The sequence below is a fragment of the Blautia sp. CAG:257 genome (assembly GCF_000433815.1).
In the GTDB taxonomy this organism is placed as follows: Bacteria; Bacillota; Clostridia; order Lachnospirales; family Lachnospiraceae; genus Blautia_A; species Blautia_A caecimuris.
Genome location: NZ_HF999075.1, coordinates 1 through 14481, shown reverse-complemented (window position 1 = coordinate 14481; position 14481 = coordinate 1). Strand labels below are relative to the sequence as shown.

Sequence of the window (14481 nt, the reverse complement as noted above, 5' to 3'; positions counted from 1 at the left end):
TCTGTACAAAAAATGGATGGATAATGGTTATTTCCATGCAAAAGTAAATCCAGATAAAAAACCCTTTACCATTGTGATGCCGCCGCCCAATGTTACCGGACAGCTTCACATGGGACACGCTCTGGACGAGACCATGCAGGATATTCTGATTCGTTTTAAGAGAATGCAGGGCTATGAGGCGCTGTGGCAGCCTGGAACTGACCATGCGGCAATCGCCACAGAGGTCAAGGTTATTGACAAGCTGAAAAAAGAAGGAATTGACAAGCACGAGATCGGCCGTGAGGAATTTTTAAAGCATGCCTGGGCGTGGAAGGAAGAGTACGGCGGAAAGATCATCAACCAGCTGAAAAAGCTTGGCGCATCCGCAGACTGGGAAAGAGAACGCTTTACCATGGACGAGGGCTGCTCCAAGGCAGTTCAGGAAGTGTTTATCAAGCTTTATGAAAAAGGCTATATTTACAAAGGCTCCAGGATCATCAACTGGTGTCCGGTATGCCAGACCTCGATTTCTGACGCAGAGGTAGAGCATGAGGATCAGGACGGATTTTTCTGGCATATCAATTATCCTATCGTTGGAGAAGAGGGACGTTTTGTGGAGATTGCCACTACTCGTCCGGAAACACTTCTGGGTGATACTGCAGTTGCAGTAAATCCTGATGATGAAAGATATAAAGATCTGGTTGGAAAAATGCTGAAGTTGCCTCTCACAGACCGTGAAATTCCGGTTGTGGCAGACGAGTATGTGGATAAAGAATTTGGAACAGGCTGCGTGAAGATCACACCTGCCCATGACCCTAACGACTTTGAGGTTGGAAAACGTCACAACCTTCCTGAGATCAATATCATGAATGACGACGCTACCATCAATTCTCTTGGTGGCAAATATGCGGGAATGGACCGTTATGAAGCGCGTAAGGCAATGGTGGCAGATCTTGAGGCACAGGGACTTCTGGTGAAGGTAGTTCCCCATTCCCACAGCGTTGGAACTCATGACCGCTGTGGCACTACGGTAGAGCCTATGATCAAGCCTCAGTGGTTCGTTCGTATGGACGAGATGGCAAAAGCTGCTATTGACGTTCTCAATAAGGGCGAGCTAGAATTTGTTCCTGCAAGCTTTGGCAAAACCTATCTTCACTGGCTGGAAAATATCCGTGACTGGTGTATTTCCCGTCAGCTTTGGTGGGGACACAGAATCCCGGCTTACTACTGTGATGAGTGCGGCGAGGTGGTTGTTGCCCGTGAGATGCCGGAAAAATGTCCGAAATGCGGATGCACTCATCTTCATCAGGATGAGGACACTCTGGATACCTGGTTCAGCTCCGCACTGTGGCCGTTCTCTACTTTGGGATGGCCGGACGAAACTGAGGAAATGGAATATTTCTATCCTACAGACGTGCTTGTGACAGGCTATGACATTATTTTCTTCTGGGTTATCCGTATGGTATTTTCTGCTATGGAGCAGACCGGAAAGGCGCCTTTCCACCACGTTCTGATCCACGGCCTTGTAAGGGATTCTCAGGGAAGAAAAATGAGCAAGTCTCTTGGAAACGGTATCGACCCTCTTGAAGTAATTGACAAATACGGAGCCGATGCTCTTCGTCTGACACTGATCACCGGAAATGCTCCGGGAAATGACATGCGTTTCTACTGGGAGAGAGTAGAATCCAGCCGTAACTTTGCAAATAAGATCTGGAATGCATCCAGATTTATCATGATGAATCTGGAAGGCAGAACAGTCTCTGCTCCTGAGAACCTGAAGGAGCTGTGCATGGAGGATCAGTGGATTCTTTCCAGACTGAATACAGTAGTCCGTGAAGTAACAGAAAACATGGAAAAATATGAGCTTGGTATTGCTGTTCAGAAGGTTTATGACTTCCTGTGGGATGAGCTCTGCGACTGGTACATTGAGATGGCAAAGGTTCGTCTGTGGAAGGCAGAGGAAGATCCAAAGGCAGCCGGAGAGGCTCTGTGGACACTTCGTACAGTTCTTACCGAAGGTCTGAAGCTGCTTCATCCGTTCATGCCGTTTATCACTGAGGAAATTTACTGTACTCTTCTGCCGGAAGAGGATTCTATTATGATCTCCCAGTGGCCGGTATACACAGAAGAGAGAAGCTTCCCGGAGGCAGAAAAGGCAGTTGAGGGCTTTAAGGAGGCGGTAAGAGGCATCCGCAATACCCGTACAGAAATGAATGTTCCGGTAAACCGCAAGACCAGCCTTTATATTGTGGGAAGAGACGCAGATACCTGCGCCCGTTATGAGGCCTGCAAAAGATCCTTTGTAAACCTTGCCTTCTCTAAAGAAATCCAGGTTCAGGAGACAAAGGACGGAATCGGCGAGGATGCAGTTTCCGTAGTGGTTTCTGACGCAGTTGTTTATCTGCCTCTGGAAGATCTGGTTGACAGAGAAAAAGAAATCGAGCGTCTTACAAAAGAGCAGGAGCGTCTCACAAAAGAGATCGCCCGCTGCCAGGGTATGCTGAATAACCCGAATTTTGTAAATAAAGCGCCTGCTGCAAAGGTAGACGCAGAAAAAGAAAAACTTCAGAAATACGAAGAAATGATGGAAAAGGTAAACGTACAGCTTTCACAGATGCAAAAGTGATAAAGGAGCGTTAAGATGAAATGGTATGATATATGTAACAGGATTTCTCTGCTGCTTCATGCACTGGTCAGTGCAGCAGGATATTTTCTGATTGAGGCAATCAGCAGACATTCCTTTACTGAGGCATGGGATTTTATGACAGGCAGGCCACTGGTGTTTGCCTACAATGCGGCTCTGATTTTCACATCTTCTCTGATTGTATACCTGTTCAGAAGAAGATGCTTTATCCGTGTGCTGCTGGTGATGTTCTGGCTTCTTCTTGGAATCATAAACGGTGTGATCCTGGCTACCCGTGTTACACCGTTTACCGGACCGGATCTTCATCTTCTGACAGATGGAATGGCTCTTCTGGAAAAATATCTTCCCAAATGGGGAGTGATTGTGGCACTGATCGTACTGGGGCTTTTTGCACTGACGCTTCTGGCGCTGATCGTCAAAGGACCGAAGTTTAAAGGAAAGCTGAAATACCGCTGGAATATTCCTCTGGTACTTGCCGGATTTGTGCTTTTTGCCGGAGTGACACAGCTTGCGCTGGAAAAAAGAGTGCTGTCCAATTATTTTGGAAACATAGCCTTTGCCTATGAGGATTACGGATATCCTTACTGTCTCGGGGTTACGATCTTTGATACCGGAATCAGCTGTCCGAGAGATTACTCGGAAAAAGAAATCAAAAGGATTGAAAAAACCGAGGAGAACCTGCCGGAAACCAGAGAGGGAGAATATCCCAACATTATTTTCCTGCAGCTGGAATCTTTCTTTGATCCGGAGCTTGTAAATTATCTGGAGATATCCGAAGATCCCATACCTAACTTCCGTAAAATGATGAAGGAGTATACCTCCGGATATTACAAAGTGCCTTCTGTAGGCGCAGGTACGGCAAATACAGAGTTTGAGTCCATTACAGGCATGAGCCTTCGGTATTTCGGACCGGGAGAATATCCTTATAAGAGTATTCTGAAGGAGACAACCTGTGAAAGCGCTCCGTATGTTCTTGGAGAGCTGGGATATTCCAGTCATGCCATACATAACAATGAGGCGAATTTCTACGGAAGAAGAAGTATTTTCCCGAATCTGGGATTTGACACCTTTACCTCTGCAGAGTATATGCCTGAGGAGGATGATAAAAACCCGCTGGGCTGGACAAGAGACCGGGTCCTTACAGATGAGATCCTGAAATGCCTGGATTCCACAGAGGATCAGCCGGATTATGTTTATACCATCTCTGTGCAGGGACATGGAGCCTACCCGGAGGAACCGGAGCTTGAAGAGCATGAGATCACTGTGACCGGTTCTCCTACTGCTTCCAAGAATAACCAGTGGGAGTACTATGTGAACCAGATCCATGAGATGGATAATTTTGTCAAAGAGCTTACAGACAGGCTTGAAGATTATCCGGAGGATGTTGTTCTTGTTATGTATGGAGATCATCTTCCTACTATGGGTCTGACTGTGGAGGATGTGGACAATAAATATCTTTTCCAGACACAGTATGTTATGTGGGACAACTTTGGGCTTGAGAAAAAAGACGTGAACCTTGCGGCTTATCAGATGGCGGCAGAGGTTCTGGACCGTGTGGGAATCCATGAGGGAACTGTTTTCCGTTATCACCAGGCAAGAAGAAATACAAAGAATTATCAGGTAGATCTGGAAACTCTTCAGTATGACTTGCTTTATGGGGAGCAGCATTCCTATGAGGGAGAAAATCCGTTCAAAAGGACAAAGATGCGTCTCGGACTTTATGATGTGACGCTGGACGGAGTTTCCCTGGTATCAGCCTGGGATCATACCTACCGGATCACGGGAACTAATTTTACGCCGTCCAGTCAGGTAAAACTGAATGGAGAATGGCACGATACCATTTATGTGAATCCCACAACGCTGATGATCTCCGGCACAGAGCTGGAAGATTTCGACAGGCTTTCTGTGGTGCAGCGAAGCAACAGCTCAACACGAAAGGCTCTGAGCAAGAGCTATGACCGTTCCTGCTATATGCTGTTCGATGAAAATAAATGGAAACTGCCGACGGAAGATAACTGATCCTGCCGAATAAAAGATTACGATTGGTACTGGACATATTTCACCACTCATATATAATGATATCGTAGCGGTATATCAGACTGATGCCGCTGCGAAAACATTAGATGAAGTGGTGAATTTTTTTATGAATTACGAAGAAGCGGTTGCTTATATTGAAGAAACTCCAAAGTTTACAACAAAAAATAAACTCTCCCATACAAAAGAGTGTCTGGAGCGTCTGGGAAATCCGGAAAAAAAGTTTAAAGTCATTCATGTGGCAGGAACCAACGGAAAAGGAAGTACCTGTGCTTTTCTGACTTCCATTTTCAGAGAGGCGGGATATTCCTGTGGACTTTTTACCTCTCCACACCTGGTTGTGATCAATGAACGCTTTCAGATCAATGAGAAGAATATTGATAACCAGACGTTTATGAGCGCATTTGAAAAGGTAAAGGCTCTTGCAGACGAGCTTGTGGCAGAGGGAAGTTACCATCCCACGTATTTTGAGATGCTGTTTCTTATGGGAATGGTGATCTTTGCCGAGGCAGGTGTGAATTATGTCATGCTGGAAACCGGACTGGGAGGACGTCTGGATGCCACAACAGCAGTGGAGGATCCCGTTGCCTGTGTGATCACATCCATCAGCTTTGACCATATGCAGTATCTGGGGAATACCATTGCAGAGATTGCAGGAGAAAAGGCAGGGATCATTGTTCCGGGAGTGCCTGTGATCTATGACGGAAATAATCCGGAGGCAGCCAAGGTGATTCGGAAGCAGGCTGAGGCTCTGGGCAGTCCGTATTATGAAGTAAAAAAGGAAAATACGGAAATTCTGCGAAATACCAGTGCGGGCATTGATTTTTGTATGGAGAATGAGTATTATGGAAACACAGCATTTTCCATTCCGTTTATTGCAGGATATCAGGTGATGAATGCGGCGCTGGCGCTGAAAACTGCAGAGGTTATTAAGGATGTGGTAAACCTTCCGAAGGACGCTGTTCTTCGTGGCCTCAGGGAAACACGCTGGCAGGGACGTATGGAAACCGTTCTTCCGGGAGTGATCGTGGACGGCGCTCACAACGAAGACGGAGTAGAAAAGTTTGTGGAGACAGCAGAACATTTTCAGAAGGATTATCCTCTGACGCTGTTGTTTTCTGCTGTAGATGATAAGGATTATACAGACATGATCCGGACTGTTGCAGGACGGATTCGGTTTCAGCATGTGATCGTGACCCAGGTAGGAGGCTACAGAAAGGTTCCGGCGGAGCAGCTTGCGGATATTTTCCGGAAAGAGGGATGCCTTTGCGCAGAAAGCTGCGAGGATGTGGAGATAGCATTCAGAAGAGCCCTTGAATACAGAGGGAAAGAGGGAATGCTTTTCTGCGTAGGATCTCTGTATCTGGTGGGAGAGATCAAAGCGATCATCCAGAAAATGACTGAGCACTAAGGAGGCGGAAACACCCAGGGGTGTACCTGTATGCTCGGAAAACATTGAGCAAGGAGGCGGAAACAAATGATAGATTATGAGGAAGAGCTGAAGAAGTTTGAGCCATGTCTTGACGTGCGGGAAGCAGAAGGTGCGATTTACGACAGAGAGCTCACTGATATTCTTGATGTGCTTCAGGAAGTATTAAGAGAGGCCAAGAGTAACAGGCGTGTAAAATAATAAGGAGAATTCTACAGATGAATTGTGTGAATTGCGGTGCATTTCTTACAGACATGGACCTGGATTATTGTCCAAGCTGCGGGTACAATGTACTGATTCAGAAAAAAGTGGATTATCTTTCCAAGAGCTTTTATAATCAGGGGCTGGAAAAGGCAAGCATCCGTGACCTGTCAGGGGCGATTGCCTGTCTGAAACAGAGCCTTATTTATGATAAAAGAAACATCAGGGCAAGAAATCTTCTGGGGCTTGTGTATTTTGAAACAGGCGAGGTGGTTGCCGCGCTCAGTGAATGGGTGATCAGCAAGAATCTTCAGCCCACAAGAAATCTTGCGTCTGAGTATATTGGCAGACTTCAGGCAAACGGAAATAAACTGAAGGTTATCAATGACACCATCCGGAAATATAACCACGCGCTTCTTCTGTGCAGAGAAGGTCATGAGGATATGGCCTCCATTCAGCTTCGCCGGATTCTTTCTCAGAATCCCAAGCTGATCAAGGGGTATCATCTTCTGGCTCTGATCCAGATAAAAAACGGAGAGTGGAGCCGGGCAAGGAGAACGCTCAGAAAAGCGGCAAAAATTGACAAGACAAATACCACAACTCTCAGATTTTTAAGGGAAGTAGATGAACAGACTGGCGTGACAACCAGACTGGAAAAGCAGAAAAAAGGCTTTTTCCGGGATAACAAAAATAAAAATATGGAGTATGATCCGGCAGAAAGCGAGTATACGGTCCAGACGCCGGTTTATCATGAAAGATCCAGACTTCCGGTTTTCCTTCTGATCATGTCCGGAATGGCAGCAGGCGCAGTAGCGTTCTGGCTTCTTGCAGTTCCTGCTATAAAACAGGGGATTTATCAGGAGGCAAACCAGCAGATCGTCCAGTACAGTGAATCTCTGGCAACCCAGGGGGCAGAGCTTACCAGGGTTCAGGGTAAAGCAGAAGAATCGGATAATACAGCGGAAACGGTATCGAAACAGCTGACGGAAGAACAGGCAAAGAGCAAAAGCTATGAGTCGCTTCTCACAGCCTACACGTTTTACCAGCAGCAGAATCTGGATGAAGCAGCGGTAGCGGTAAAGAATGTTCAGGTGGATGTTCTTCCGGAATCCCTGAAGCCTGTTTACATTACTATCCGGGACGCTACAGGCGTAGCAGGGATCGGAGATCCGGAACAGCCGCAGACAGATGAATCATCCGGTGGGGAAAGCAGCGGAGACTCCGACAGTACGGAGGGAAGTACGGATGGCTCAGGATATGACGACTCCGGATCCTATGGAGAAGGAAGCTATGATGACGGAAGCTATGATGAATCTGGTTACTATGATGACGGCTCCTATTATGAATAATGCAGAAAACATGAGAAAAACCTCGAAGCAGGGGGATGTGCGCAGGCACATCCCTTTTTTGATCGGGAAAACAGGACATTTTGTGTGAACCTTCCTGGAAAAACGCCTGAGTATCAGCTAGGCTTCTGACAACAACAAAGCAGCGGAGAAATAAATATATGTTTATCATCAGGCAAAAAAATGTGGAAAAATGGAATAAAATGCAGAATAAGGGGGAAAATAATCATGAATGAAATGTTTGAACTGGAGGGAGCAAGTCTGACTGTGCATCTTCCGGGAGATGTGGATCATCCGGTGTCAGATGAGATACGCAGAGAATCAGACCGGATCATGAGCCACGTATACATCAGGACCATGCTGTTTGATTTTCAGAATACAGGATTTATGGACAGCTCTGGCATCGGACTTCTGATGGGGCGTTACCGGGCTCTGGGAATGAGGCAGGGGTGCATCTGCGCAGTAAAGGTGAATCCTCATATTGACAAGCTTCTGCATCTGTCAGGGGTTCACAGATATATAGAAATTCAGAAAGCTGAGGGAGAGGAGAAGTGACCATGGAAAACACCAATGAAATGACAATTGTTTTTGACAGCCGTCCGGTAAACGAAGGGATGGCACGTATTGCGGCAGCTTCTTTCTGCACGCAGCTGAATCCCACTCTGGAGGAGGTTGCGGATCTGAAAACGGCAGTGTCTGAGGCAGTGACTAACTGTATTATTCATGGATATGAGGGCGAGGTACATAAGATACGCATGGATCTGAAGCTGAAAGGAAGAGAGATCTTTGTGGACATTACAGATCAGGGAGTAGGCATTTCTGATGTCAAAAAAGCCATGGAGCCCCTGTATACAACAAAACCGGAAAAAGAGCGTTCCGGAATGGGATTTACATTTATGGAAGCTTTTATGGATGAGGTAACTGTTGATTCTGAAGTGGGAGTAGGAACTTCTGTCCACATGAAAAAGACGATCCGAAGATAAGGAGGGGGGAATGGAGCATACTCTTGCCCTGATCGGGCTTGCGCACCAGGGGGATAAAGAGGCAAGAGATACAGTTTTTGAGGAGAATACAGGACTTATCTACAGTGTGGCAAAAAGATTTTTAGGCCGGGGCGTAGAAATGGAGGATCTTTTTCAGATCGGAAGCATCGGGCTTTTAAAGGCAGTGGATAAGTTTGACACAGAATTTGACGTAAAATTTTCTACGTATGCGGTGCCTATGATCGCAGGAGAAATACGGAGATTTCTCAGAGATGACGGGATGCTGAAGGTTAGCAGATCCATAAAGGAAAACTGCAGCAAAGTATTTCAGACCAGGGCAGAGCTGGAGCGGAGTCTGGGAAGGGAGCCTGACATGGAGGAGCTTGCCCGCGCAGTCAACATGGCTCCGGAAGAGCTTGCCATGACAATGGAGGCAGGAGCTCCGGTGGAATCCATTTATAAGACTGTGTACCAGGGAGAGGGAACGGAGATCACTCTGGCGGACAGACTTGAGGAAAAAGAAAACCGGCAGGAAAAGCTTTTGAACAGGATTCTGCTGGAAGAGGTTCTGGGAAAACTTGAAAAGGATGAAAGAAGGCTGATCTGCATGCGGTATTTTCAGGATATGACTCAGACAGAAATCGCAGGCAGACTGGGAATATCGCAGGTTCAGGTATCCAGAATGGAAAAACGCATCATAAAGCGGCTGAGAGAGTATTATGACGGTTCCTGATGCTCAGCCGCCTGTTTCCGGTTAATATCTTCGATGACAGTGGAGTTTACCTGGTCTTCGTAGATACGCATCTGCACCTGCATGGGGGAAGGATCTGAAGTGATCTTTACCCTGCTGAAATGATTAAAGAAAAACAGAACGCCCAGTCCAAGGCCTACAGAGTAGGTGATTTCAAGAATCGTAAAGCCATTGGAGACGCTGCCCGTTACCTGTTCATAAATCTGCCTGAAAAGCTTTCCTACGTCCGCATCTGTATTAAAGGTCATAATAGAGAAAGCTGCGCCAAAAAAGGAAATCAGACAGACGAAAGCAGTTTTGACAATATGAAAGAGCTGATGGGAAGCTCCTGTTTTTTTGTAGGTAAGAATAAAATCAGGTTCGCCTATATGGGTGATGGTAAGTTCCGGCTCTTTTTTCTGGATCAGATCTACCAGATCCATGGCAGTCATCACATACCGGCCGGGTTTTTCCGGGTCCAGGTTGGCAACCGGAAGAACCCGAAGGCGGTTGAGAAGCTTTGCGTTGGTACAGGACAGACGGGCAATATCCTGAAGGTATACATGAGGATGATGAACTTCGATGTTCTGGTCAAGCTGAAGATATAAGGTGTCGTTCATAGCTGAGGTCCTTTCTGAAAGATCAGTCTTTCATTTTAGGGCGGAAAATAAGGCTTCCGATCCAGGAGAAGATCAGAGCAGCGGAAACTCCTGCAGAGCAGGCGGTAAATCCGCCGGTAAAAAGACCAAGAAGCCCATCCTGGTCAATGGCTTTTTTCATGCCCTTCCATAATATCTGGCCGAAACCGGTCAGAGGCACGGATGCGCCTGCCCCGGCATAGTCCGTAAGAGGCTGGTAAAGTCCGACGGCGCTGAGGATAACTCCGGAGCATACGAGAATGACCATGACTCTGCCGGGAAGAAGTTTGGTTTTGTCAAGAAGAATCTGGACAAGAGCGCAGATAAGGCCGCCTACCCAGAATGCATTAAAATAATCCATGAGATGTTCCTCCTGTTAAAAATCTCTGTGTTCAATGACTACTGCGTGAGCAATTCCCGGAACAGCCTCTCCTTCGTTGTAGCTGACCTTGGAGAGCATGGCTCCTGTTGGCACAAAGAGGATTCTTTTCCATGTGCCCCGGACAACCTCCGGAAGAATGTAGGCTGCAAGCACGGAAGCTGCACAGCCGCAGCCGCTTCCGCCGGAATGGGTGTCCTGAGAGGTGTTGTCATAGATCAGAAGTCCGCAGTCCTGATGGACTTTGCTGATATCAATATGCTTTTCAAAAAGAAGATCCTGAAGGATCCGCTGGCCTACCATCCCCAGATCTCCGGTAAAAACAGCGTCGTAATCCTGCGGGGTGCGGCCGAAATCATAAAGATTCTGCCATATGGTATCGCAGGCAGCCGGAGCCATGCAGCCGCCCATATTAAGAGAATCATGGAAACCATAGTCGATTACCTTTCCTGTGGTGATCCCTGTAATGACGGCGCAGCCGGAACTGCAGCAAAGCGGAGAGTGTTCTGAACGCTCCTGGGGAACCGGCGGTCTGGAGCCGATGACACAGGCACCGCTTCCGGTCACGGTCCAGGTAGCGGACAGAGGACGCTGGCTGCCATAGCCTAAAGGAAAACGGAACTCCTTTTCTGCTGTGGCAAAATGGCTGGAAGCAGCGCAGAGAATATGTTCTCCGTAACCGGCTGAGACCGCCATTGCTCCCAGAGACAGTGCTTCCCCCATAGTGGAGCAGGCGCCGTACAGTCCATAAAAAGGAATGTCCATTTCCGCAATCCCGAAAGAGGAGGCAATGGTCTGGGCAAGCAGATCTCCTGCAAAGGCCATTCGGATATCACGGGGAGTCAGTCCGGCTTTTCCGATTGCAAGCCCTGCGGTTTCTTTTTGAAGAGTGCTTTCTGCTGCCTCCCAGGTCTGGGTTCCGAAGAGAGGGTCCTTGGAAACCATGTCAAAAAGGTTTCCAAGAGGGCCGTCTCCTTCTTTTTTTCCGGCAATAGCAGCCGCGCTTTCAATGTATACAGGCTGTTCAAAGGAAATGCTGGCGCTTCCTGTCAGTTTTCCGGCAGTCATACAATCACCTCCATAAGTTTAAGAATATAATAGACACATCCAACCAGCCAGGAACTGAGGATTCCGTAAAGGATCACAGGTCCTGCAATGGTAAAGATCTTGCAGCCGATACCAAAGATCTGCCCTTCTGCCTGAAATTCAATGGCAGAGGCTGCCACAGAATTAGCGAAGCCTGTAATGGGCACAAGACCACCGGCTCCGCCGAATTTTCCGATTTTGGAATACAGGTTCAGACCGGTGAGGATTACACTGATCAGAATAAGAATCAGAGAGCACCAGCTTCCGGCTTCTTCCTTGTCTGCGCCAAGGCTTTGGGCCGTATTCAGAAGAAGTTGTCCAGACATACAGATCAGTCCGCCTGTAAAAAATGCTTTTATCATATTCAGGGGAAGGCTGTGGACAGGGGTTACCCGCTTTACATATTTCTCATATTCTTTTTGTTTTTTTAGCTGTTCAGAATTTGCCATAAATTTTTCCTTTCAATTTATTTTGACTTTTCAGATATTTATGAATATAATGGGTCTTACTGCCACCCGAAATAATAGAAGAAAAGTGTACCGGTCAGTTTTCCCAGGGCAATAAACAGGATGATAAGAGGAAGTCCCTGTGTCAGACGGATTCTTCTTGTAAAAACAGGAAACATGTCAGCTACTTCAGCAAGAGCCAGGATCCATCCTCCAAGGAAAATACCGGAGAACACACCGAATAAAAGTAAAAAAGGAGTTCCCAGAGGCAGGGGGAACCGGAAAAGACAAAAAAGATTTCCAAGAAAGATTCCCAGAAAACACATATCTTCATAAAGAAGGATATGATCAGCGGTATGGGTAATGCCTGCATATCGGGGGATAATGGAAAGACCGATCAGAAGTCCTGCCACACCGCTGGCAATAATGGTTCCGGAGCAAAGTCCGAGAAGACCCAGAAATATCTGCTGCCACATGAGAAATTCTCCTTTCGCGGAATTTAGTGTGTATTATGTAAAAAAACATGAAAATTATACACTAATTCTTAAAAAACTATGAAAACCTGTACTTTTTCTACAGCGGATAGTATAATTAAAAAGATAAACAATGACGCAGGAGGTTTGCGTATGTACGACGTATATTCCCGAATGGAATTATTACTGGGACAGACAGGAGTGGATCGTCTGGGAAGAGCGCAGATTGCCGTGTTTGGTCTAGGCGGTGTGGGTTCCTATGCAGTGGAGGCTCTTGCCCGCTGCGGCGTGGGAAGCCTTACGCTGGTGGATCACGATGTAGTATCTGCAACAAATATTAACCGGCAGCTTTTTGCCCTGCATTCTACCATTGGCAGGAAAAAGGTACAGGTTGCCAAGGAACGGATCCGGGATATTGATGAGAATATTCTGGTCCATACGTACGAAACCTTTTACAATAAGGATACGTCGGGGATGTTTGACCTGAGAGGCTATGATTATATTGTGGACGCCATTGACTCGATGGAATCCAAGCTTCTTCTGATCGAACAGGCAAAATTATGCCATACGCCGGTAATCTCCTGTCTGGCAACAGAGGGAAAACTGAATCCTTCCAGATTTGAGATTACGGATATTTCCAGAACAGGCAATATATGTCCGGCTGCGAAGAAAATGCGTACAGAGCTTCGCAAAAAAGGAATCCGCAAAGTAAAGGTTCTGTATTCCCGGGAACGGTGTCCGAAGAAGGTGACCGAGGCCAGAAACGGAGAGATAGTCGGCGGAAGTATTTCTTTTGTGCCCAGTGTGGCAGGAATGCTGATCGCCGGGGAGGTTGTCAGAGATATCCTGACAGAAAATGGAAAAGGGTTAAATAAAAAATAGAAAGATAGAGGAAAGAACCTGTGAAAGAAGAAATGAGACAGAAATTTATCGGAATTTTCGGAAACAACAGAGTGCTTTTTGATGAGCCGATGAGCCAGCATACCACATTCCGGATCGGCGGACCGGCAGACGTATTTGTTATGCCGGAAAATTATGAGCAGATCAGGGAAGTGCTGAGACTTTGCAAAGAAGAAAAGCTCCCGTTTTTTGTTCTGGGAAATGGCAGCAATCTTCTGGTCAGTGACAGTGGATACAGAGGTGTGATCATTCAGATGGACCGCAATATGGAAGAAATCCGTCTGGACGGTGAAGAAATTCATGCCTGCGCAGGCGCACTGCTTTCGTCTGTTGCAGTGGCGGCAAGAAATGCTTCTCTCACAGGATTTGAGTTTGCCGGAGGAATTCCGGGAACCATCGGCGGAGCTGCCGTGATGAACGCAGGCGCCTATGGCGGAGAACTGAAAGACGTTCTGAAAGAGGTTACGGTAATGACCAGGGAGGGGGAGATCCTTACAATCCCTGCAGAAAAAATGGAAATGGGATACCGGACCAGCATTATCAAGACTGCCGGATATCTTGTGCTTGAGGCAGTGATCTCGCTGAAAAAGGGAGATGAGGAAGCGATCCGCGCCACAATGAAGGATCTGTCGGAACGGCGTACAGAAAAACAGCCCCTGGATTACCCTAGCGCAGGCAGTACCTTTAAACGGCCCGAAGGATATTTTGCGGGAAAGCTGATCATGGACAGCGGCCTTCGGGGATACCGTGTAGGCGGAGCGCAGGTTTCAGAAAAACACTGCGGTTTCGTGATAAATGCAGGCGGAGCCACTGCTGAAGATGTGAGAAGTCTGATGGATCATGTGATCCGGGTGGTAAGAGAAAAATACGGAGTTACCCTGGAACCTGAGGTGAAGTTCCTGGGAGACTTTAACGGGAGATAAGGAATGCGTCTTGTAATTGTAACCGGATTATCAGGAGCGGGCAAAAGTACTGCTCTGAAAATGCTGGAGGATGCCCGCTATTTCTGCGTGGATAATCTTCCGATTCCCCTTTTAAGTAAATTTGTGTCTCTGATGGCGGGAATGCAGGGGGAGGATGTGCAGAATGCAGCCATTGGAATTGACGCCAGAAGCGGCCGGGATCTGGGAGAGCTGGAAAAGGTACTGGAGCAGCTTGGCGAGGCTGGATATGAGTTTGAGATCCTGTTTCTGGATGCGGACGACCGTGTGCT

Annotated in this window: 16 protein-coding genes; 11 read left to right on the top strand and 5 right to left on the bottom strand. The window is 47.1% G+C overall.

From position 1 onward, the window contains the following. Position 1: 1 nt before the first annotated feature. The 8 genes from QVP40_RS09425 (at position 2) to QVP40_RS09390 (ending at position 9349) form a co-directional block, all read left to right on the top strand. Positions 2-2605, top strand: a complete 2604-nt coding sequence (locus QVP40_RS09425) for a valine--tRNA ligase (RefSeq protein WP_288200446.1) — start codon at positions 2-4, stop codon at positions 2603-2605. 15 nt (positions 2606-2620) lie between these two features. Then, positions 2621-4642, top strand: a complete 2022-nt coding sequence (locus tag QVP40_RS09420; RefSeq protein ID WP_022068201.1) for a sulfatase-like hydrolase/transferase — start codon at positions 2621-2623, stop codon at positions 4640-4642. Between the two features lie 124 nt (positions 4643-4766). Further along, the gene (locus QVP40_RS09415) at positions 4767-6068 is read left to right on the top strand and encodes a bifunctional folylpolyglutamate synthase/dihydrofolate synthase (protein WP_022068200.1); all 1302 of its coding nucleotides are present in this window, start codon (positions 4767-4769) and stop codon (positions 6066-6068) included. 66 nt (positions 6069-6134) lie between these two features. Beyond that, complete coding sequence (locus QVP40_RS09410) at positions 6135-6287, top strand: hypothetical protein (protein ID WP_022068199.1); 153 nt, start codon at positions 6135-6137, stop codon at positions 6285-6287. Between the two features lie 17 nt (positions 6288-6304). Then, positions 6305-7636 carry a tetratricopeptide repeat protein gene (locus tag QVP40_RS09405; RefSeq protein WP_022068198.1) on the top strand — a complete coding sequence of 444 codons (1332 nt, stop codon included), beginning with the start codon at positions 6305-6307 and terminating at the stop codon, positions 7634-7636. A 225-nt stretch (positions 7637-7861) separates the two neighbouring features. Next, positions 7862-8188, top strand: coding sequence for an anti-sigma factor antagonist (locus tag QVP40_RS09400; RefSeq protein WP_022068197.1), 327 nt, complete (start codon positions 7862-7864; stop codon positions 8186-8188). Positions 8189-8190: 2 nt separating this feature from the next. Further along, complete coding sequence (gene spoIIAB, locus QVP40_RS09395; protein ID WP_022068196.1) at positions 8191-8616, top strand: anti-sigma F factor; 426 nt, start codon at positions 8191-8193, stop codon at positions 8614-8616. 10 nt (positions 8617-8626) lie between these two features. After that, positions 8627-9349 carry a SigF/SigG family RNA polymerase sporulation sigma factor gene (locus QVP40_RS09390; protein ID WP_022068195.1) on the top strand — a complete coding sequence of 241 codons (723 nt, stop codon included), beginning with the start codon at positions 8627-8629 and terminating at the stop codon, positions 9347-9349. On the opposite strand, the gene QVP40_RS09385 is transcribed toward QVP40_RS09390, so the two are convergent. From QVP40_RS09385 to QVP40_RS09365, 5 genes are read right to left on the bottom strand one after another with little or no spacing between them, the layout of a single operon-like run. Further along, positions 9334-9966 (bottom strand): stage V sporulation protein AA, encoded by a 633-nt coding sequence (locus QVP40_RS09385; RefSeq protein WP_022068194.1) that lies wholly within the window; start codon positions 9964-9966, stop codon positions 9334-9336. The two genes, QVP40_RS09390 and QVP40_RS09385, sit on opposite strands and share 16 nt — an antisense overlap. A 22-nt stretch (positions 9967-9988) precedes the next feature. Next, positions 9989-10345 carry a SpoVA/SpoVAEb family sporulation membrane protein gene (locus QVP40_RS09380; protein WP_022068193.1) on the bottom strand — a complete coding sequence of 119 codons (357 nt, stop codon included), beginning with the start codon at positions 10343-10345 and terminating at the stop codon, positions 9989-9991. A 15-nt stretch (positions 10346-10360) separates the two neighbouring features. Beyond that, a complete protein-coding gene (locus tag QVP40_RS09375; RefSeq protein WP_022068192.1) occupies positions 10361-11431 on the bottom strand; it encodes a stage V sporulation protein AD in 1071 nt (356 codons plus the stop codon). Continuing rightward, positions 11428-11898, bottom strand: coding sequence for a SpoVA/SpoVAEb family sporulation membrane protein (locus tag QVP40_RS09370; RefSeq protein ID WP_022068191.1), 471 nt, complete (start codon positions 11896-11898; stop codon positions 11428-11430). The genes QVP40_RS09375 and QVP40_RS09370 overlap by 4 nt, the downstream gene beginning before the upstream one ends. A gap of 56 nt (positions 11899-11954) precedes the next feature. Further along, positions 11955-12371 carry a stage V sporulation protein AB gene (locus QVP40_RS09365; RefSeq protein ID WP_022068190.1) on the bottom strand — a complete coding sequence of 139 codons (417 nt, stop codon included), beginning with the start codon at positions 12369-12371 and terminating at the stop codon, positions 11955-11957. 150 nt (positions 12372-12521) lie between these two features. Here QVP40_RS09365 and QVP40_RS09360 point away from each other — a divergent pair, with 150 nt between their 5' ends. The 3 genes from QVP40_RS09360 to QVP40_RS09350 form a co-directional block, all read left to right on the top strand. Beyond that, positions 12522-13250 (top strand): tRNA threonylcarbamoyladenosine dehydratase, encoded by a 729-nt coding sequence (locus QVP40_RS09360; protein ID WP_022068189.1) that lies wholly within the window; start codon positions 12522-12524, stop codon positions 13248-13250. Between the two features lie 20 nt (positions 13251-13270). Then, complete coding sequence (murB, locus tag QVP40_RS09355; RefSeq protein ID WP_022068188.1) at positions 13271-14191, top strand: UDP-N-acetylmuramate dehydrogenase; 921 nt, start codon at positions 13271-13273, stop codon at positions 14189-14191. 3 nt (positions 14192-14194) lie between these two features. After that, positions 14195-14481: RNase adapter RapZ (locus QVP40_RS09350; RefSeq protein WP_288200445.1), on the top strand; the 287-nt coding region annotated here is incomplete at its 3' end.